Consider the following 17,630-nt stretch of genomic DNA (forward strand, 5'->3'; position numbering starts at 1 on the left):
TCGTTTGTGCAAGATGCCTGAGGGAGACCCCCTCCGCTACATCACGCAAGCTGCTCAAAACGCCCCGAATTCCCATCGATTTACGTGCTCACGCTCATTCAGCGTGCCTATGAATAACGCGGCAATCCCGAAGTACACCGGCCTGCCCGCGTCAGCCGGCGTCGAGCTCGGTCGCTTCATATTGCTGGACAACGTCCCGTACAACGGCGAGACGTACTTCCTCAAACGGGCGTTGGCTGCGCTCAAGCAGTCCAAGCCCCAGGTCAAGGGCGTGATTGCCTACTCCGATCCGGTGCCGAGGCACACAGCTTCCGGGCGGATTGTCCTTCCCGGCCACGTCGGCATCATCTACCAGGCCGGTAGCGCCCGCTACGTCGGGCGGTCGGCCTCCCGCATCCTGCACCTTTCGGCGAGCGGGCATGTGCTCAGCCCCCGCGCGATCTCGAAGATCCGCCGACAGGAGCAAGGCGCCCAAGGAGCGGAAAGGAATCTGGTGCGGCTTGGTGCGCCGGAGCGACGATTCGGGCAGGAGCCGGCGGAATGGATCGATCAGGTGCTATCCAATGGGGCGTTCGCCCGCGTCAAGCACCCTGGCAACCACTGCTACGTCTTCAGCATCGGTCGACCAGGAGAGAAGCGGTTGCTCGAGCGGACATTCGCGGCGGCAAAGCCCTACCCGAAGATGCTCGACCCTCAGCAGCAGGCTCTGTCGCTTGAAGCCGCCTGAAGGCGTCGATCTGACGCCCGGGGACTACGTGGACGCGGTTCTGAAATTGAGTGGATTCGGCATTCACGGACAGCAACTCTGCTCGGCAGTCCAGCTATCGCTTCCGGTCGAACCCACTCTCCATCAGCCGGAGAAGTCCGATCCGGATTGGGCCCAAGATGATCAGCACGATCGCGAACCACAGGAATATCCCGTCGAAGCCTAGAGGCTCATTCCAGAATCGGTGTTTGAACCATAGACAGAACAGCAGCGCGCCGCCCGCAATCACGCAGAAGATGAAGTACCCGACAAAGCGTCGCGAGGTGTGGTGCCAGCCGAACGGCCCGGGAGACTTGTCCCGCTGACGCCGACCGCCGTTCTCGTTCTTCATGCTTCCTGTCCGGATGTGTTGACATCCGGATGATACATCTCGTCTGCTCGCTCCGCGCACGGCCTTGAAACGCGAACTTCCCCAGGTATCGTGGATTTCATGACAAACGGAACCATCATGCACGACACCAACCAACCCCGCCTCGCCCTGCTGATCGACGCAGACAATGCATCCGCATCGGTCATTTCCGAAGTGATCAAGGCCGCCTCGAAGTTCGGCAAGGTGATCATCCGCCGCGCGTTCGGCGACTGGACCACCTCGAACCTCGGTAGCTGGAAATCGCAGCTCCACCGCAACGCGATCCAGCCGGTGCAGCAATTCGCGTACTGCTCGGGCAAGAACGCTACCGACTCGGCGCTGATCATCGACGCCATGGACACCCTCTACACGGAGAACGTCGACGGCTTCTGCATCGTCTCAAGCGATAGCGACTTCACTCGCCTGGCGACGCGCCTGCGTGAGTCAGGCAAAGCCGTCCACGGTTTCGGCGAGCGCAAGGCTTGCGAAGCGTTCGTGGCTGCGTGCGACACGTTCACGTGGGTGGAGGACCTGAGAACGCCGGCGGAGCTGCCCAAGGTCACGCCGCAGGTCAAGGCCGACATTCAGGGGCTCTTCGCGAGCGCCGTGCGCGCCGCGTCTAAGGATGGCAACTGGGTGAACCTGTCTCACGTCGGCGCCGAACTCCGCAAGGCTCAACCGGGCTTCGATGCACGCATCTATGGTGCCTCCTCGTTAAGCGTCCTCGCGAGCAGCCAGAAGCACATCGAGTGCCGCCGCGTTCCGGATGCGCCCGGAAGCCAGAATACCCATCATGAAGTCCGGCTTCTTCCCGGAAAGAATCACACCATCGTGGAAATCGACGAACTGGCCGTCGCCTAGCCTTAGCGCAGTCGCGTTCAAGGAATCCGGATTGGATCGGAGACAAGCACGATATCTTTCGTGAACTTCAGAGCAAACACGTGCGGTTGCATTCTTGTCCTTCTTTTAGACGTCGGCGACGATCCAACGCCCTTCTTCGTAGCGGAACCTTTGGTCTTTAATCGCCTGCGCCCAAGGAAGAAGGTCAATGCTCAAGTCCGGGCCCATGACCATCTGGCTACCTTGATTTTCGATCAACGCAAACGGGAGTTCGGGCAATCCGAAGCCCTTGGGACTCGGATCAGGCCAGCGACCGCCGTATCGCTCCTTGATGACTCGCGTCGCAACTGCCTTGGCCAGCGTGAAAAACCGTGGTCTATACAACAACCAGTAGCACTCCCAGCCGCCCTCATGGTAGCGACGTTGCCTGCGCAGATATTCGGCCAATGTCTGCTGCGAATGTTGAATCTCGATTGCAATCTGCCTATTGCCGACGCGAACATGCACGTCCGCTATCCATCGACCGACGGCGCCGCGCCCCGGCGACTCAACTGACGCCAATGAGGCCACAGACGCGAAGGCGTCGAAGACGCTGGCCTTCGTTTCTTCGTGCCACACCGACTCCGGTGCGTTCCCACATTCCCCGGACGCATGCGCGAAGAAACGGAGCCCACCCAGGCTCGTCTTGGGGACCATTGCTGCGTTACAACATGCAGCCTTAAATTGGCCCACGACGTGACGTTGCTTCATGGCTGACCAGTCACTTTCGCTTATTTCACTTGCATACACGACCTGCGTCGTTGCTGCGATGATTGCTTCGTCTGACACTGCACCCTCCAAATCGACCGGTAGTTCCCCGACTTCTTCCCGATCGCTATCTGATCCGGATTCTGAATTATGAGGCACTCGCCACTTGGGCGGTCCACCAGACAGCGAATCCCCCCAATTTCAGGTCACGAATCACCATTGCTGATCCGAGTCAGGTTGGTATCGTCTGTAGCTTCTGCGAACAAACACGCAATCAGCTATGAGCATTGTCACCGCGCCGACCGGCGCCCAGCGCCGCGCGTTCAAGATCCACTCTTCCATCATCAAGACGCTTATCCATGAGCAGTCTGGCAGTCTGCCGAAAGCTGTCGCCGAGCTCGTGATGAACAGTATCGACGCCGGCGCGACCCGCATTGACCTGACGGTCGATGCCACGGGAGCGTTCGAATTCGTCGATGACGGCAAGGGGTTCCAGTCTCGGGACGAAATCGAGCAGTTCTTCGAGACTTTCGGTACTCCGCACGTCAACGGCGACGCCCTTTATGGTCGTTTTAGGTGCGGCCGCGGCCAGATCATGTCCTATGCCTCGACCGTATGGCGCAGCGGTCAATTCGAAATGCGAGTCGATCTGGAAGACGAATCCATTGAATCTGGCTACGACCTGGTTGAGCACGCCGAGCCGTTCGCCGGCTGCCGCATCACGGGCCAGTTCTACAATTTCAAGGTTGGATTCCAGACGAGCGACTACTCCCTTCGGACGTATTTCGTCGGTAGCGCTCGGGACGATGAGGGCTTTCCCGTTGGGCCGGGAGGCGAGTTCGGCCAGATTGTCCGGTACGCTCCGATTCCGATCTTCGTCAACGGACAGCAGATCAATACGCTTCCGGCCGACGCGAAGTGGGATATCGAAGACGAGCATGCGCGATATCGCTTCGATCGGGAGTCGCACGAGTTGCGTGTCTACAACCGCGGGATCCTCGTCAACAGCTATCCGAGCAATCGATACGGAATCGGCGGGGCAATCACGTCGAACGTGCCCCTAGCGGTCAACCTTGCTCGCAACAGCGTTCTTGAGGACCGGTGCGAAGTGTGGCAGGCAATCGACAAGGTCGTGCGTGAGAGATTTGCTTTTCAGCTCACGCGCGTGAAAAAACTCAATGACAACGAGGCCGCCGCCCTCCTCCGCGACATCTACTTCTCCCCTGTCAATCTGGATGGGAAAACTGTCAAAGCCATCTTCAAACTGCGATTCATTCCCGATATTTTCGGGAAACTCGTTTCGCCGGAAGAAGGTTTGGCCGGCCGGTGCTTCACTCTCTTTGATGGCCACCACACCGGGATTGCCGAGCGAGTTGAGCGCGAGGGGCTGGCGAAAGTCGTCATGCCGAAGCTGCTGACGATCGCCAATGCTGCCGCGACCGACGACAATCTCCCGCGTGTCCTCACAAAGCTACGAACGAAGCTTCACCTTAGCTGGGATGGCGATGCGCCGATCAAGGTCATACCGTTTTTCCACTTCGTCGAGCAGCTGAACGATACCGCGTCATTCGTCGACGACGAGGATCTCGGCAAAGAGGAGCGACTTGTACTCGAGTGCCTGCGTTCGATTAACCATCGAGTCCAGCGTGTCGTCTACCCGGGCAGCGACTGGCGTACCGAGCCCCGGAAGATCGTTGCCGGCCTCTCGGACACCAAGGAAGCTTGGACGGACGGATCAACGTTCATCGCCCTATCACGCGAATCCCTCCTCGGAATCCGCCAGCGTGGCGCAGCCTGGCTGGTATCCCTGTTGGTGCATGAATACGCGCACCCCGAGACGTCGGCGGGCGAGCATCATCACGACTTCGACTTCCTCTCGCGCTTTCACGAGGCTATGTTCCGGGTCGATACCGGCATGTGCATCGATGACCTGCTTCGCTACTATGTTCAGGGCCTCGCGAAGCTCGGACTCTGGCCATCCTCGCACCACGGCAAGCATGTACGCGCGATCGCCGACTACGTGCCCCAATTGCCAAAGCGCAAGAAGTAGCAAAGGAAGCAAGTTGATTCGGTCGCTTGGCTGACAACCGTCGCCAGCTTCCTCATCCGATTTGTTCCCCGCCGCTGCCAGCGTGTCCTGCGCACTTCCCGTCCTGGGCGACGTGATCACATTCGCCCACGACCAGGAACCCCTTTCCCGCCGCCTTCATGCAAATCAGGTGGACCCGGATTTCGACCGGAGTTCCGCCTTTGAGCATCTTGGTGAGCATGGCGTCGGATTGGGCAAGCAGGTAGTCGATCTCGAAGTGACAGTGCCACCTCGTGAAGCGCGGCACGGCGTCGCCAGGATGCTCCATGGTCTCGATCACATCGCCTGAAATTGCGATAAATCCTGCTTTGCCACGATCACCGAGCTCGCCTTCCGCCCCGTCCGGAACATGTCTCCGATGGTCCAGATTTGGCTTCCTCTCTGATCAACCGCCTTCGCATCCTTGGCCAGGAACATCATGACATCACGGATCCAATTCGCGATCTCGTATGCTGTGTTGCTGCAGTAGCGAACCGTCGTGGCGAACTGCATGGCGCCGTCAAGCGAATGGCCATGAAGCCACGCCCATGCCATCCATTTGCCAAGTGAGATCGAGTAGTAGTCGCTCCCGTCCGGGTCGACCAGGCGACCAAACAGATAGAAGATGAACTCCTCATCGCGGCTCGGCTCCCATGAGCGATCGTTCCAGCACTCCGTAAGGTAACTGTCGAACTGCATATGGAGCACGTTGCCGGCCAGATCCCCGAGTTCCGGGTACACCGATCGCAACTTGGCGATCACATCCTTGTCGTCGTACCACAGCTCGATGTCCGCGGTGTTCAGGCGCTTCAGATTGAACACCGGGACGTCACGCCAGATTTTCTGGACGCAACGCTCTGCACCCCACTCGATCTCAATGCAGGCGCGTTTCCACGCACGCTCTGCCTCCCGGGCCCGGAGGAAACGATACTCGTCGATCGGCTCGAATCCTGGCATCCACTCGACGTTGGCGAGCCCCACCCACGGCTCCCGCCCCGACTCATTCGTCTGGCCGAACGTCGGCAGCATGGACAGACACAGACCGTCGACCTGTTTGGGTAGCTTCATCGGCTGGCCACGATAGACGAAGGTGCTCTGCTCGCCATCCACGACTTCTCCAAGCAGCAGCTTGACCAACGTGGCGTGAGTTGCTTCGCGCGATCCGAATGCTCCGGGCACGAACGCGTTGAAGGGCTTGTGCCGGATCTCGAACTGCTGGGTCGCTTCGTCACCCTCGGCGACAGACTCGACCACGTAGGGCTCCGGGACGATCGACCACTTGCTGACAGCTTCCTCGGCCGATACCGTGGCTTCTTCGATCAGGCTGCGCGCCAGATCGGCAAGATGCGCGGCCTTGGGCTGGGCGCCTTTCTCGCTGACCAGTTGCACGAGCTTTTCGAAGACGAACACCTGGCCATTCCGCACCAGATACTTCGCGTTCGGAATGCCCTCGATTTCCCGTAGCGCTTCGCGCAGCGGATTGTTCTGCTGGTTGAGCAGGAAGCTGGCTTCGTCGAGAAAGACCAAGGGCTTTGCCGCGTTTTGTTCCATGATTCCGTCCAGAAAAATCGCGGGTTAGATGCCCGCCGTGTCTTTTGTGAGGCTGTCCAGTTTCGCCTGCGCATCCGGTGACAGTTGCAGGCTGTTCGGCAAATTGTCGATGACCACCGCAACGTCGCGCGCGAAGCTCTCACCCCCCTCGACCCTCGCCAAGGCGACAACGTCCATCTCGCATTGGTTCGGCCCGTTTTTCGGCTCCAGCGTCATCGTCGCAAACCGGCCGTAGCCCTGCGTCACGGCCGCCTTCTCGTCGACGCACGGTTTGTAGTGAGCGGCCACCATCTGCCCTGCTTTGCCGCTGCTGGAGATCTTTGCCCAGGCTGCATCGTTGCTCTGATTGATCGATTTCATCAGATCGCCAGCCGCGTGCTCCAAGGTCATATTGAAGCCGAGGGTCAACGCAAGGCAGGCCGTGCCGGCCGCAAAGGGCAGGCCTTTCGGGGACCTTTTGCGGCGAAATAGATTCTCGATACTGACGGCCAGCAGGTGCGCCATGGTTCCTGCAGACAACGCTGCCCACCACGGCCCAACAAAGAGTGCAGAGAGGGCGACTCCGATCGGGAAACGCTTCGCGCGCTCGCCGAACACGACTGAACCGGCAGCGTGTACGGAAAGCGCTGTAATCGCGCTGATGATGATCGTGTGGAGAAGATGATGCAGCATGCCGGCCCTTATCGGTCGAAGTACTTTCTGTTTTGAAGCGGTTCGTGTTTGGGACGCGGCGGCACGTAGATCCGGGCTGCGTTGTCCAGGAAGGGAACGCGGCTACGAATGGCACGATCCCATTTATGCCGTGGATCCGGGAACTTCTCCCGCAGTAGGCCTTGGTAGTAGCCACTATCGAGTGCCTGCCCGAGCAGGAATCCAAGGTCGAACAGCGCCATGCGCTTCAGGAATGTCCGTTCGCTTTCTTGCACGAACTTTGCGCTGAAAAGCGGAAGCCTGTATTTGACGTTGATGTTGTACTGAGCTTCAGTCGCATCCACGCTGCTCTTGAAGTTGAATCGGTCTTCCGGCGCGACGTCCTTAAACAAAATCCGCAGCGACTCCAACCGCCCAAAGTGCTCCCCGGCATCGTCCAGGTATTCGGGATCCTTGGTGAATTGAATGTTCACCACGCCGAGTTCACCGTTTTCGAGGGGACGGGAAAAGGTCTTGACCTCGGATTCCAGCATGGCCTCGACAGCAAGCACCAGATCAAATCGCTTGATCTTTTCCCACACATATTCAGATTGATACCTTCCCATGTTGCTCCGATTCCCCCGTACGCAAGCGACTGGTCGTGCCAGCCCGTTCCACTCGATGTCCCGATCAATTCCTGTCCTGAAATTAACGGCAGTCAGGCACCACGCCTTGAGTCTCCGCGGCAACATTCTTCCTGCTGGGAACCAACCGGCTGAATAGAAGCCTATCACGCCATACAGCCGAAACCAGCCCCCTGTAGTCGGTGCAAAATCGGCGCGCGCCCCCTAGAAACTGAGTTTGTGGTGTTTAGCATGGGATCTGTCTGGCTCGCAGCGACGTGTGCGTTACGAGTTGGCCTAACCTACAGGAGCTGAACATGAACAAGCGGAAGGGCAATTCTCCGGTGATGGGCGAACAGCTCGTCATCCCTCTGGACGTCGATCTCGCATTCCAGGCCGGCGTGAAGAAGAAGGCGTTCGAGGGTACGAAGTCCGCCGACCTTTATCGCCCGCTCATCGAGAAGATCCGGGTGATCGACGGCTTCAACCCTCGCATCAAGACCAGGAAGTACCGACTCGGCATCGAAAAGCTGGCTCGCGACATGGCGCGCGACGGCTTCGACGAAACCCAGACGCTGACGGTTTTTCTCATCTACGAGAACGGCCAGCACATCATCTGCCTGCACGACGGCCACCGCCGCCTCGAGGCAGTGTTCCTGGCCAACCAGTACCGCGTGGCGGAAGGAAAACCACCCATCGAGCGCGTACCGGTCACCATTACGGACAAAGCCGACAGCAAGTCGCTTAACCTCGGCGTGATCCGGCGAAATGACAAGGAGCCCCTGACCGTTCTCGAGAAGGCCATCCTCGCTCACCGCCTGAACACCGTCGACGGTATGTCCCCGGAGGAGATCGCCGTGGAGATGCAAGACAGCCAAGGCGAGCTCACCCCCTACTACATCGAGGGCTTGCTTTTGCTGGCAAGCGCCGATCGCCGTATCCACGAGATCGTCGCCGAAGACAAGATCTCCGGCACGGAGGCGATCAAACAAATCCGGAAGCACAAGGCCAACGCGCTGTCGTTCCTGCAGCGCGCGACGGATGGCAAGGAGCACGTGCGGCCGCGCGACCTCCCGGGCGCACTGGTCAAGCGCGTGACGAAGAAAATCGCGCCCCGTCTCGTGACGGCGGTTCGCGAGCTCGAGACTGACCCGGCCTACGGCCAGCTCAAAGAGGAAACGCGCCTGAAGATCAAGGAGCTGATGGACAGGCTTAGCGAGGCGGAGAAGAAGGATCCGCCGCTTGCAGCCGACGACGCCGATTCAGCACCTGCGGCAGATGACGATGAGTGAGATTCTCGCCGGGCGGTTGAGGAAATCGCCCGGCGATCTCGCCGCGTTGGTCAGTGGTCATCCCACAGGCCGAGCAGCTTCTCTGCAGTCTCGACGAACCCCTCGACCGGGGAGAGTCCCGTCCGGATGCCACCATGCTTTTCAGCCACGGCTTTCGCTTCATGGACCAGGCGTTGGTGATGCGCGCTCAGACTCGCACCTTCGTATGGCGGAACGCCATACTTGATCGCACTGCCCAGCACGTCAAGATCGCGGCCTACCGCCGTTCCTTTGAACGCCGAGTGGTGGCTTCCCATGTCAGATATGAGGTCGGCAAGGCGGTGCCAAAGCTTCGTCTGAATCGTGATGGTGGAAATTGTCCCTCTCTCCTGTCAGGAACGGTCGATCTCGACGTGCTTCTCGTCGACCCGCAGCACCACGCGATCGATAAGTTTCGGCAGCACAAAACGAGACGTTTTCTCGTCCCACCTGGCGTCCACCACCGCGTACTTCCCGTCGTCGAGTTGCTCGAACACGGCCGGGAGATCGCCGTGATACGGGGCGCGGAGTTGGATGTACGTGAACTTGCCGTCGTCCCATACCTTCGTCGGCGTGAACTGCGGCGCCGGCGGGACGACGATCTGGTATTTCGTGCTGAACGGCTCGTCAGCGTGCGCCATTGCGCTGAACGCGGCGCACATCAGCATTGCGAGAACACTCTTTTTCATTTTGCCTCCTTCATCAAATCACGACCCACGGGTCGTGACGTTACCTTGTGTACGCGTGATGGGTATCAGATACTTGGCTCTTTGCGGCTACGCACCAGCAAGCGTCGCATGCGTTCGAGCATGCATACCGCAAAGACACCGAGCCCGCTGAAGCTGGCAAAGTCAATCCAATTCAGCCGCTCGTTGAACGCCGCCATCAAAGCCGCATCCTGCGGAAGTCGGAAGACCACCGGCGCACGCGGGGCCAAGACCGCAGCGACGATCACCATGAACAGCCCCAGAAACATCCCCGCGTTCAACACCATGCCCGTGTAGCGGCTTGATGTCTTCATCCGGCCGATGACAATCGTCATCAGCAAGGCAACCAGCAGTCCGGACAGACTGGCAAGCAACTGCATGGTGATGATTTCGGCAGTTTGCGTGTTGCGATTGTGCTGGCCAAGCCCCCACGACAGCCCGAAGGTGTTCCAGACGAGCAGCGAGATGAACAACGCAGTAGCCAACGGACGACGGCGCATCGCGTCGATCACACGAGCCGGCGCAAACATGAATGCAATGAGAGTCAGGTCGGCCAACGCGGCAGAAAGCATCCATAGCGGCGACCAATTCACCCAATCATGCAGAACAACAGGGATAGCAGCGCAACCCAACAACCAAGCAAAGAACTGGCCCTTCGGAAGCGACCGATTCTGGTAATGCTGCCTGACGCGCACCTCGAGCATCACGATTCCCTGAACGAGCAAAAGGCCCAGCCAGAAGTACAGCATTCCGGAGGCAATGTGCTCGAACTGCGTTGGCATATTCGGCCCCAGACCCAGTTCCACTTGCCGCAGGCGGGTGATTGGCTCGAAGGATTGAGCGAAGCCTCGATGCGCCTGAGTTACTGCTGCGGCCACCAGCCAGATTCCCGTGCGGAAAGCGAATTTTTCTTTCGTCATATTGCGTGTCATGTTCCAGATGCGATTAAAGGGGATGATGGTCAAACGCCGATACGGAGTAATGGTCCCGTGCGTCGGCCGCCGCAGATCAAAATCGCCAGGCGACACACCGTATAGCCCCGCTTTTTATTCCGCCCTTCGCTTCTGTTTTTTCTCCGGCGCGGAGCCGTTCGGCTGCTTTGCCTGAAGCGGCTGGACGACGTGGTAGCCAATGCCGAACCAGCCTTGCTTTTCCTGGACGATGCAAGTCGGCGACGGCCCGGTGCAAGGCTTTGCCGCCCCCACGCCACTCTGGAATCCGAATGCGTACGCGGCGTACGCCACTGCGCCCCAACCGAAGATGGTTGCAAACGCGCCCAGTCCGCTCAGCCCATCCCAGCTATCGAAATCGTCGAAGATCATGTCGTCGAGTGCTTCAGAATTTGTCGACGCGGAATTGGATCGCGCCGAGCAGCTTGGTTGGGAAGATGCCGCCGTTGTGTACTTCCAGTCCCGTCGACGGGATGTCCTCCGTGACAATCTCCGGCTTGTAGCCGTTGCACTGGTTGGCCTTGGTCTGGTTGTAGTTGTCCGGCCCTGATGCCGTACCGGAAATCTGCAGTTTCACCGAACCATTCGCGGAGATGGCTGAAGGAATGATCGCCAGGCGGTACTTCCATGCCCCCGACTTCAGCTCGACCGATTCATCGGAGGTCGGGGCGTGCGGAGGCCGCGTCTCAGCCTCCTCATGAGCCTGTTTCGACGCAGCGTCCCCGTCGCCGCCGGAGAAGATCACGTTGCGGATTGGCGCAAAGTCGTTTTTGGACAGGCATGCGCCGGCATAGGCATAGTAGACCTGGTCTGACAGGTCAATCGGCTTGCCGACGTGGACAGCCACACGCCGGCGCACCCCGAGCACGTCGACAGTGAGGAAGTAGTCCGGGCGGGGGGACGCTGCGTTTTCCGGCTGGTCGGCGACCTTGATCCGATTTCCCTGGGCATCGCACTGGAATTCGCTATGCTCGACAACCGGAAGGGCAATCTTGTCGGGGTCGTCCGTCGTGTGCTTGTATTCCGTCAGCGTGCATAGTTGCCCTTGCCGTGTCAGCAATTCCCCCGCTGCCGGTGCCCCGAAAAGGCTCGTACCCGACCGGGTATCCTTGATCACGACCGCTTGATCCGCCATCGCGGCTGTCACGATGCTCGCCAGTGCGAGTGACAAAACCAGCTTCTTCATTTGATTCAACTCCACTCAGTTATCGGCCGGGAAAAAAGCGCTGATACGCTATCAGCGGGCCGGAATCACCAGCTTCTGCCCGACCAAGATCAAATTCGGATTCGGAATGTTGTTCCGGCTCTGAATTTCACGATACCGCTGACCGTCGCCCAGCTGGTTGGTCGCGATCAGGTTGAGCGTGTCACGCTGGCGCACTGTGTAGGCGTGCTCGCCGGCGCCCGCGGCCCGGGTCTGCGTCTGGTTGCTGATGAAGTACTTGCGCAGCAGATCGAGATAGGCGGGCGACTGCTTGACCTTCGCGATTGCAGCGTTCAGGTAGATCAGCAGCTCCTGGTCTTGTGCACGCACACCGATCTTGTAAGCGATGTTTGAGCCGTCGAGCTTCGTGATCGCAAACCGCAGGTCCGAGCCCTTGATCGAATCGACCGCAAACGGATAGTCGTAAATGAAAGCGTCCACTGCACCGCTGTCGACGCTTTTCTGGATGAAGGCCGGATCGGAATCGTCTTCCTCGACAAACGTGCTGTTCGGAAACTGGCTCGTCGCGAAGGCGCGCACATCCGGATCGCCTTTGAGGATACCCACGCGCTTGCCTGCGAGATCTGCGGTCGAGCGAATCGGCGAACCCGAGCGCACGATCAGCGAGTAGCCGAAGTCGTCGATGTAGGGAACCGTGTACACCACTCCCTGAACCGGTCGATTGTCCTGGAATGTCAGGCCGTCCATCGCAATATCGACACCGTGATTGCCATCCGCATCGTTCGAAAGCAATTGCTTCGGCACACCGGCGTACGTATCGACCTCGTGGTGCATGTCAACCTGCACCTGCTTGCCGCCCGTGTTGAAGGATGGATCGGCGAACAGCAAGTTGGCGAAATCAACGTTGAAGCCGTGAGCCGGGCCTCCGTTCTCATCGTCGTAGAATGGTGCGCTCGGGTTCTGGACGGAGACCCTCACGAGGCCGTTCTTGATGATCGCCTTGAGCGTGTCCGAGTCCGGTTTGTAACCGGCGGGCAGGGTCGCCGTATTGGCAGCCGGCGCCCGTGCGACAGCCGCTGCCGCGGTGCTCGCATCGAATCCGCCGGACGGACCTTGAGCCTGAATGCTTGCCGATTGCTGACCGCCCGTCAGCTTCGACAGGCCGCCCTGCTGGAAAAGCCAGACCACGCCGATGACCACGATGAACGCGGCGGCGCCGAGAATTTTCCCGATATTCTTCATGTTTCCTCGCTATGTCGTAGTGGTACGTAAGTCTTACTGCAGCGGGCGTTGCGAAGGCAGGGACACGCGCGGATCAGTCGCGATCGCCGGTTGCTTGTCTTGTGCGAGCGCGGCCTGCTGCGCCTGCTTCACTTCCGGGTTGTCGAGCAGAGCCGTTTCCATCTGGCTGAATGCCATGTTGACGGACTTCATGACGGAATCGATCGACGCGTCAGTCTTGATTTGCTCGAACGTGTCCCCCGATTGCTGACCGGCGACCTTGTTCATGCGCTGCGCGGCTTGCGACATGTCCCACATTGCCTTGGCTCGGTCGATCGCATGCGCGAAATTGTCGAGCTCCGCGTTCACCTGCTTGTAGCGATCCTCGCGGAAATGCAAGAGCTGCTGCATCGTGGCGAGTTGCGCACGGAAACGCGGCGCATCGTCCGGATACTGCTTTTCGAACAGGCCAACCTTGTCCTGGAAGTTCTTGACCTCCGTACGAAACTCAGTGATGCGGCCGGCGAAATCAGCCGCCGCACGCCGTTTATCGGCGAGTTGGTTGATCAGCGTTTCGATCGGGTTGGCCTTCGCTTCGGCGACGACCATCTTGACCTGCGTGTTGCGCAGCTTCATCTCGACTACCGGGCCGAGATAGATCGCCGCCAATCCGACAGCACCGGCGGCAACCAGGGCCAACAGCCCCTTGAGCAGTAGCAGTGCTGCCGGAGCGGCGATCGCCACCCCGGCAGCGATCACAATCCACTTGACGATCTTGGCTTTGCGAGCCGTTTCGGGGCTTACGTTCGGGATGAAAGAGTTCATTGAGGCTCCTCGGTTTATCTGATTCGGATTGATTCTAAAAACTGACTTCGCCTTTTCAAGGGGCGACGTGTGCGTGCTTTAGTTGGGGAAACCTGAATCCCGTGGTCCCTCCCTTTGACGCTGCCGAAGCTCTTCGGAACAAGAAAGCCGCGTAGTTCCGGGTATGAAGCGGGCGCTGTTCCGCCTCAACGCGCCATTGCCATCGAGATCAACGCAGGTGTTAACGGCATAGTTGCGGAGAAATTGAAGCCCTTGCATCCCGCAAGTTCTCACCCTTCCCGCCCGTTCCACCATCAGGCCCATCGGACACGCCGTACCGCATGCAGCGCCACCCGTTCTTCTCGTTCGACCTGGTCTGGTGGAAGCCAGTGCTCACCACGTTCCAGTTGGGAAATGATGTCCCACTGCTGGATCTCAAATGCGACGCTCGGATCGGTTCGGACTCCATCGACGACCGGATAGAGGTACCAGAACTCCGGGAACTGGTTCTCGCGCTCGAGTCGGAAACGGAGCTCGCCATCGATCAGAATGTCGTAGTTCCCCTTCGCGTCGTGCTCGCAGCACACGCGATCAGCGTACTTGCCGGAACTCGCGCGACTGCGGATGGCGGGTTTTCGGGTAGATACAGGCATACGAGCCTTGCGATCAGAAAGAGTCGACTCATTGTGCAGGGCGACGCTTCCAGTTCAAGCCCCGACAAAAAATCGGCCCCAGGCTGGGTACGGGGATACCAGCGTGGGGCCCAAGGGCAATCGACGAATTGACGTCGAATCGAGGGACGGCAATGAAGATCCGTCGAGTTGATCCTACCACAAATACCGTCTTTTCACTTCTCAGCAGGAAGTACAAAGACGGATTGTTTCAGTTCTGACCAGCCAAAAAAATGCCCGGCTGGGGTTTCCAGACCGGGCATCCGTTCGCGCTTCCTTTAACTTACTACCACTTACGGGAGAAGCGGTTCCAATATACACAGGAAGGCCCGTGCCCTCCAAATAGTTTTTCGAGATCGAAACATATTATTCATTACATTCCCATCAGGAAGCGTATGGGAGCTCTATCGCGCCGCCGGGTGGCACCTTGCGGCCCCGCGGTCCGATGCTATCCTTGTGGCCATGCCAAGTACGCCCCCATCCCCGCTTACCGTAGTCGGCCGTCTCAACATTCCGCCCGAGGTGCTTGAACACCGCTTCACTGTCGAAGCGCTGGCGGTCGCGCATTCCCGCGAATCCCAAGAACTTGAGCGCGTGATTGGAACCGACAACTCTGGACGCTGCGAACTGTATGGATGGGCGCCGCATGTAGCTCCACATGCAGACGGGTTCGGCTTTGTCTACCTCGTCTGCCTGAATGAAGGGAAAACGTCGATCTGTGCCCGGGATGCTTCCGACGAGGTGTACGAGGTGTTTGCGCCCGCCGGCGCCGTGATTCGGCTCGACGATCGAATGGTGCATTGGACGGCGGATACGGCCGTCCGAGTGGCGGCTTTCGTCGGACATTTTCCGGAACCTGGCGATGAAGTCGCGATCGCTCAGCTCGAAGCTGGCATCGCCGCCTTAGCCGAGGGCCTCTATGCGGGAGCGCCGCGCGTGCGGGACGGATTCCGCGTTCTGCTGGATGACGAGTGCTGGTCGGCAACTACGCTCGACGATGAACTCGAAACGACGCTACTGCGGGAAGCGAAGGCCGCGGGGCACTGGATCGAGATGTGCTCGTATTGCGGTAAGCCTGCCGCCAGGCCGGATCCGAAATGGCCGTACAGCATGTCACTGTCTCGATGCGTGAAGCATCTTACTGACCGCTGACAACCGACGGCCTTACAGTTGTTCTGCGGGCTGACCGGCCATCAGAATGGCAGCGTGCCTGTTTCGGTGGATCTCGCTACGCCCTTTGTCCGCCAGTGCAGACAGGAAAGTTCGATCGTCCAGCCTGAACCTGCATAGCAGCTGGTTGATATTCGCGACCTTGACGACCTGGGCGATTGTCAGATTGCCCAGGATTTCGGCCACTTCTGCGGAGATCCCCAGCCGGAACATTCCGGTGTCGCGGTCCTCGCGCAGCATACGTTGCGCGAGCAAGAGATAAGACATGTTCAGTTCCCGAATCTCGGTCGGGATGTCGTGATTCGATTGCATGGCCGGTGCCTTACCTGATTTATCGCGTGACCCGCCTCGACAGATCCGCTGTTTCGGGGTAGCCGCGCTTTCGAGTGGCGCAGGTCAGGTGAGATTTTGCAGGAACCGATGCTATACGAATTTCTTGCTAAGAAGCTACACCAGCCAGATTTTTTTGTCAGAATTGCAACAAATTCGCCTCTTTCTTCTTTTCTAGTTCCTGATGAGAACGCTTTTTTGAGCCGTGAGCACCGCGATTTCGCGCCGGTACCTCTTTACGAGATCGAGATCGCGTTGCGTTGGATTTGGAATTCGCGACAGATCGCTGTTGTCTCCGATATCGCGGAGCTTGACCTTCCGGCCGATCAGATTCGTCGCGGCCCGCTGGATGAAGTCCCATAGATCTCCCCCGGCATCCGCGTCTCGGATACGACCGCGTCGACGACACGCATGGAAAAACCTTCTGCCCGGCGCCTCGCTGCCGTTCAAACCCCACGACTGTCTTCGATTACATCATGGAGCACCAACGATGCGCTCGTCGTCAGTGTCCCCCGCGAGCATGACACGCATCGGGTGCAGGACGTAGGGATTCCCGCCCTTGTCTACCTTTCCTGAATGGACCTCGACCATGATCTGGGATCGCGCGCTCGAGTGTCGCCATGTGGCTCACCTGCCCGCCCGTCAGACACTCGGGGTGGTCCGCACCGGCGCACCGCGCTTGACGAAGAACTTGTCGACCCGCGCGTCGATGCCGGCCCGATAGCGCAGGAGCTTCGCGGCATTTGTCGCTTGCCATTCCAGATCGAAGGACTGGAGAACGGTTGAATCGATACGATGCGCGATCAGGTAGTACACCACTGCTCTGACTTTCTTCCCCTTCACATTGGCGTAATGCCGCGCGAGCTTCACCGCGTTACGCGCCGCCGGCGTGTACGACTTGACCTTGTGCGCCCGGAAGCCGCTGCACTTGCGCTTGGCCGCGAGGATCTGATCCTTGTCCGATACCCAGAAGCGGCCGGACCAGCCAACAAACCCGGCCGTGTCGACCGACCACGTTCCATCGCGGAACTCCGCTTCCACGGCGTTTCCGCTCCCGTCCTTCAGCCGATATTTCCTGGTCAGGCTCGGCTTGACGTTGAAGCTGAAATGGCCTTCTTGTTCTGTCCACTGCACGGTAGCTTTCCCCCTCACTATTTCTGCCTGTCGCTTTCGGCGTTGGCCCGCCGATAGCTCCTGTAGGTGCGCCACATCAGGGCAGCCTGGCACGCTCCGCCCAGGATACCCAATGTCGCGAGAAAACCGACATCGAATTCGCGCTGGAATAACAGGACTGCGATGATTACCAGAGTGGCGCCACAGATCAGGCGCAGGCCCCACTCCACACCGTCTTTCCGGGTAGAAGGCAGCGCTATGATGGCGACGTCGCCGATCGCCGAAATCAACAACGCCAACGCTATGATGTCCCACCCGTCCATCACTTCTGCTCCCATTTTTCGGCGAACGCCTGCATGCGCACTGTCTCTTCCGGCTCGACTTCGCGAAGCGATTTGATGACCGACCAGCGTCCATCCTGATACAGGATCTTCTTGGCCTTGCGGAGAGCCTGAACACGACGGTCTAGCACGAGATCGTATGGCTGGCGCCCGTAGCGTCGGCGAGGCGTTTGCACTCCGTTTCGATGCCACCAGTCAGCATCTTACGGAAGGTGCTCTGCCCGCTCTCGATCGCGTCGAGAATCATCGATTCGAGCTTCGTGTAGGTCGAGGT

The 17,630-nt window shown here is 59.1% G+C and carries 24 protein-coding genes; 6 read left to right on the plus strand and 18 right to left on the minus strand.

Features of this window, described 5'->3' with window-relative positions; genetic code table 11:
- Window positions 1–13: 13 nt before the first annotated feature.
- Complete coding sequence (locus tag L810_RS13955; RefSeq protein ID WP_081712847.1) at window positions 14–727, plus strand: hypothetical protein; 714 nt, start codon at window positions 14–16, stop codon at window positions 725–727.
- 94 nt (window positions 728–821) lie between these two features.
- Here the strand turns inward: L810_RS13955 and L810_RS13960 are convergent, their stop codons facing one another.
- Window positions 822–1,097, minus strand: coding sequence for a hypothetical protein (locus L810_RS13960; RefSeq protein ID WP_042974472.1), 276 nt, complete (start codon window positions 1,095–1,097; stop codon window positions 822–824).
- A gap of 117 nt (window positions 1,098–1,214) precedes the next feature.
- Between L810_RS13960 and L810_RS13965 the strand changes: the two genes are divergently transcribed.
- Window positions 1,215–1,976: an NYN domain-containing protein gene (locus L810_RS13965; RefSeq protein WP_021158956.1), complete on the plus strand. Its 762-nt coding sequence runs from the start codon at window positions 1,215–1,217 to the stop codon at window positions 1,974–1,976.
- A 105-nt stretch (window positions 1,977–2,081) separates the two neighbouring features.
- On the opposite strand, the gene L810_RS13970 is transcribed toward L810_RS13965, so the two are convergent.
- Window positions 2,082–2,783 (minus strand): competence protein CoiA family protein, encoded by a 702-nt coding sequence (locus L810_RS13970; RefSeq protein WP_155836212.1) that lies wholly within the window; start codon window positions 2,781–2,783, stop codon window positions 2,082–2,084.
- A gap of 199 nt (window positions 2,784–2,982) precedes the next feature.
- On the opposite strand from L810_RS13970, the gene L810_RS13975 reads away from it, so the two are divergent.
- Window positions 2,983–4,752 (plus strand): ATP-binding protein, encoded by a 1,770-nt coding sequence (locus tag L810_RS13975; RefSeq protein WP_021158957.1) that lies wholly within the window; start codon window positions 2,983–2,985, stop codon window positions 4,750–4,752.
- A 52-nt stretch (window positions 4,753–4,804) separates the two neighbouring features.
- Here L810_RS13975 and L810_RS13980 read toward each other — a convergent pair whose 3' ends face one another.
- Genes L810_RS13980 through L810_RS13995 form a run of 4 tightly spaced genes read right to left on the minus strand, consistent with a single transcriptional unit; the run spans window position 4,805 to window position 7,577 of the window.
- Window positions 4,805–5,071, minus strand: a complete 267-nt coding sequence (locus L810_RS13980; protein ID WP_257008854.1) for a hypothetical protein — start codon at window positions 5,069–5,071, stop codon at window positions 4,805–4,807.
- Window positions 5,068–6,321, minus strand: a complete 1,254-nt coding sequence (locus L810_RS13985; RefSeq protein ID WP_021158958.1) for a hypothetical protein — start codon at window positions 6,319–6,321, stop codon at window positions 5,068–5,070. Before L810_RS13985 ends, L810_RS13980 begins: the two co-directional genes overlap by 4 nt.
- Before the next feature lie 24 nt (window positions 6,322–6,345).
- Window positions 6,346–6,993 (minus strand): hypothetical protein, encoded by a 648-nt coding sequence (locus L810_RS13990; protein ID WP_042974473.1) that lies wholly within the window; start codon window positions 6,991–6,993, stop codon window positions 6,346–6,348.
- Between the two features lie 8 nt (window positions 6,994–7,001).
- Entirely contained in the window at window positions 7,002–7,577 is a 576-nt protein-coding gene (locus tag L810_RS13995; RefSeq protein WP_155836214.1) for a hypothetical protein, read from the minus strand.
- A 314-nt stretch (window positions 7,578–7,891) separates the two neighbouring features.
- Between L810_RS13995 and L810_RS14000 the strand changes: the two genes are divergently transcribed.
- Entirely contained in the window at window positions 7,892–8,866 is a 975-nt protein-coding gene (locus L810_RS14000) for a hypothetical protein (protein ID WP_021158961.1), read from the plus strand.
- Window positions 8,867–8,916: 50 nt separating this feature from the next.
- On the opposite strand, the gene L810_RS14005 is transcribed toward L810_RS14000, so the two are convergent.
- The 8 genes from L810_RS14005 to L810_RS47145 all read right to left on the minus strand — a co-directional run bounded on the left by L810_RS14005 (window position 8,917) and on the right by L810_RS47145 (window position 14,384).
- Entirely contained in the window at window positions 8,917–9,162 is a 246-nt protein-coding gene (locus L810_RS14005; RefSeq protein WP_051392247.1) for a hypothetical protein, read from the minus strand.
- A gap of 75 nt (window positions 9,163–9,237) precedes the next feature.
- Complete coding sequence (locus L810_RS14010; RefSeq protein ID WP_021158962.1) at window positions 9,238–9,573, minus strand: TrbG/VirB9 family P-type conjugative transfer protein; 336 nt, start codon at window positions 9,571–9,573, stop codon at window positions 9,238–9,240.
- A gap of 65 nt (window positions 9,574–9,638) precedes the next feature.
- Entirely contained in the window at window positions 9,639–10,556 is a 918-nt protein-coding gene (locus L810_RS14015) for a hypothetical protein (RefSeq protein ID WP_155836216.1), read from the minus strand.
- 81 nt (window positions 10,557–10,637) lie between these two features.
- Window positions 10,638–10,913, minus strand: coding sequence for a hypothetical protein (locus L810_RS14020; protein ID WP_042974477.1), 276 nt, complete (start codon window positions 10,911–10,913; stop codon window positions 10,638–10,640).
- Between the two features lie 13 nt (window positions 10,914–10,926).
- Window positions 10,927–11,727, minus strand: coding sequence for a hypothetical protein (locus L810_RS14025; RefSeq protein ID WP_021158964.1), 801 nt, complete (start codon window positions 11,725–11,727; stop codon window positions 10,927–10,929).
- Window positions 11,728–11,778: 51 nt separating this feature from the next.
- Complete coding sequence (locus tag L810_RS14030) at window positions 11,779–12,948, minus strand: transporter substrate-binding and LysM peptidoglycan-binding domain-containing protein (protein WP_021158965.1); 1,170 nt, start codon at window positions 12,946–12,948, stop codon at window positions 11,779–11,781.
- Window positions 12,949–12,981: 33 nt separating this feature from the next.
- Window positions 12,982–13,752 carry a hypothetical protein gene (locus L810_RS14035; protein WP_021158966.1) on the minus strand — a complete coding sequence of 257 codons (771 nt, stop codon included), beginning with the start codon at window positions 13,750–13,752 and terminating at the stop codon, window positions 12,982–12,984.
- A 293-nt stretch (window positions 13,753–14,045) separates the two neighbouring features.
- Window positions 14,046–14,384 carry a hypothetical protein gene (locus L810_RS47145; RefSeq protein WP_155836218.1) on the minus strand — a complete coding sequence of 113 codons (339 nt, stop codon included), beginning with the start codon at window positions 14,382–14,384 and terminating at the stop codon, window positions 14,046–14,048.
- A gap of 480 nt (window positions 14,385–14,864) precedes the next feature.
- Between L810_RS47145 and L810_RS47150 the strand changes: the two genes are divergently transcribed.
- On the plus strand, window positions 14,865–15,554 hold the full coding sequence (locus L810_RS47150; RefSeq protein WP_155836220.1) for a hypothetical protein: 690 nt from the start codon (window positions 14,865–14,867) through the stop codon (window positions 15,552–15,554).
- 12 nt (window positions 15,555–15,566) lie between these two features.
- On the opposite strand, the gene flhD is transcribed toward L810_RS47150, so the two are convergent.
- Window positions 15,567–15,884 (minus strand): flagellar transcriptional regulator FlhD, encoded by a 318-nt coding sequence (gene flhD / locus L810_RS14055; RefSeq protein WP_021158968.1) that lies wholly within the window; start codon window positions 15,882–15,884, stop codon window positions 15,567–15,569.
- 108 nt (window positions 15,885–15,992) lie between these two features.
- Here flhD and L810_RS47155 point away from each other — a divergent pair, with 108 nt between their 5' ends.
- Window positions 15,993–16,265 carry a hypothetical protein gene (locus tag L810_RS47155; RefSeq protein ID WP_155836222.1) on the plus strand — a complete coding sequence of 91 codons (273 nt, stop codon included), beginning with the start codon at window positions 15,993–15,995 and terminating at the stop codon, window positions 16,263–16,265.
- 279 nt (window positions 16,266–16,544) lie between these two features.
- Here the strand turns inward: L810_RS47155 and L810_RS14060 are convergent, their stop codons facing one another.
- The 3 genes from L810_RS14060 to L810_RS47160 are packed head-to-tail and all read right to left on the minus strand — an operon-like array spanning window position 16,545 to window position 17,532.
- On the minus strand, window positions 16,545–17,036 hold the full coding sequence (locus L810_RS14060) for a hypothetical protein (RefSeq protein ID WP_021158969.1): 492 nt from the start codon (window positions 17,034–17,036) through the stop codon (window positions 16,545–16,547).
- Between the two features lie 17 nt (window positions 17,037–17,053).
- Complete coding sequence (locus L810_RS14065) at window positions 17,054–17,338, minus strand: hypothetical protein (protein ID WP_042974490.1); 285 nt, start codon at window positions 17,336–17,338, stop codon at window positions 17,054–17,056.
- Window positions 17,338–17,532: a hypothetical protein gene (locus L810_RS47160; RefSeq protein WP_155836224.1), complete on the minus strand. Its 195-nt coding sequence runs from the start codon at window positions 17,530–17,532 to the stop codon at window positions 17,338–17,340. Before L810_RS47160 ends, L810_RS14065 begins: the two co-directional genes overlap by 1 nt.
- Window positions 17,533–17,630 lie beyond the last annotated feature (98 nt).

It is taken from the genome of Burkholderia sp. AU4i, from assembly GCF_000466765.1.
GTDB classification, from domain to species: Bacteria; Pseudomonadota; Gammaproteobacteria; order Burkholderiales; family Burkholderiaceae; genus Burkholderia; species Burkholderia cepacia.

Coding starts and splice junctions, on each gene's coding strand:
- L810_RS13975 (WP_021158957.1), top strand. CDS start 2,983: ATGAGCATTGTCACCGCGCCGACCGGCGCCCAGCGCCGCGCGTTCAAG.
- L810_RS14010 (WP_021158962.1), bottom strand. CDS start 9,573: ATGAAAAAGAGTGTTCTCGCAATGCTGATGTGCGCCGCGTTCAGCGCA.
- L810_RS47155 (WP_155836222.1), top strand. CDS start 15,993: ATGCTATACGAATTTCTTGCTAAGAAGCTACACCAGCCAGATTTTTTT.
- L810_RS14025 (WP_021158964.1), bottom strand. CDS start 11,727: ATGAAGAAGCTGGTTTTGTCACTCGCACTGGCGAGCATCGTGACAGCC.
- L810_RS14020 (WP_042974477.1), bottom strand. CDS start 10,913: ATGATCTTCGACGATTTCGATAGCTGGGATGGGCTGAGCGGACTGGGC.
- L810_RS14030 (WP_021158965.1), bottom strand. CDS start 12,948: ATGAAGAATATCGGGAAAATTCTCGGCGCCGCCGCGTTCATCGTGGTC.
- L810_RS13995 (WP_155836214.1), bottom strand. CDS start 7,577: ATGGGAAGGTATCAATCTGAATATGTGTGGGAAAAGATCAAGCGATTT.
- L810_RS13965 (WP_021158956.1), top strand. CDS start 1,215: ATGCACGACACCAACCAACCCCGCCTCGCCCTGCTGATCGACGCAGAC.
- flhD (WP_021158968.1), bottom strand. CDS start 15,884: ATGCAATCGAATCACGACATCCCGACCGAGATTCGGGAACTGAACATG.
- L810_RS14065 (WP_042974490.1), bottom strand. CDS start 17,338: ATGGACGGGTGGGACATCATAGCGTTGGCGTTGTTGATTTCGGCGATC.
- L810_RS13985 (WP_021158958.1), bottom strand. CDS start 6,321: ATGGAACAAAACGCGGCAAAGCCCTTGGTCTTTCTCGACGAAGCCAGC.
- L810_RS13990 (WP_042974473.1), bottom strand. CDS start 6,993: ATGCTGCATCATCTTCTCCACACGATCATCATCAGCGCGATTACAGCG.
- L810_RS14000 (WP_021158961.1), top strand. CDS start 7,892: ATGAACAAGCGGAAGGGCAATTCTCCGGTGATGGGCGAACAGCTCGTC.
- L810_RS47150 (WP_155836220.1), top strand. CDS start 14,865: ATGCCAAGTACGCCCCCATCCCCGCTTACCGTAGTCGGCCGTCTCAAC.
- L810_RS14035 (WP_021158966.1), bottom strand. CDS start 13,752: ATGAACTCTTTCATCCCGAACGTAAGCCCCGAAACGGCTCGCAAAGCC.
- L810_RS13955 (WP_081712847.1), top strand. CDS start 14: ATGCCTGAGGGAGACCCCCTCCGCTACATCACGCAAGCTGCTCAAAAC.
- L810_RS47145 (WP_155836218.1), bottom strand. CDS start 14,384: ATGCCTGTATCTACCCGAAAACCCGCCATCCGCAGTCGCGCGAGTTCC.
- L810_RS14005 (WP_051392247.1), bottom strand. CDS start 9,162: ATGGGAAGCCACCACTCGGCGTTCAAAGGAACGGCGGTAGGCCGCGAT.
- L810_RS13960 (WP_042974472.1), bottom strand. CDS start 1,097: ATGAAGAACGAGAACGGCGGTCGGCGTCAGCGGGACAAGTCTCCCGGG.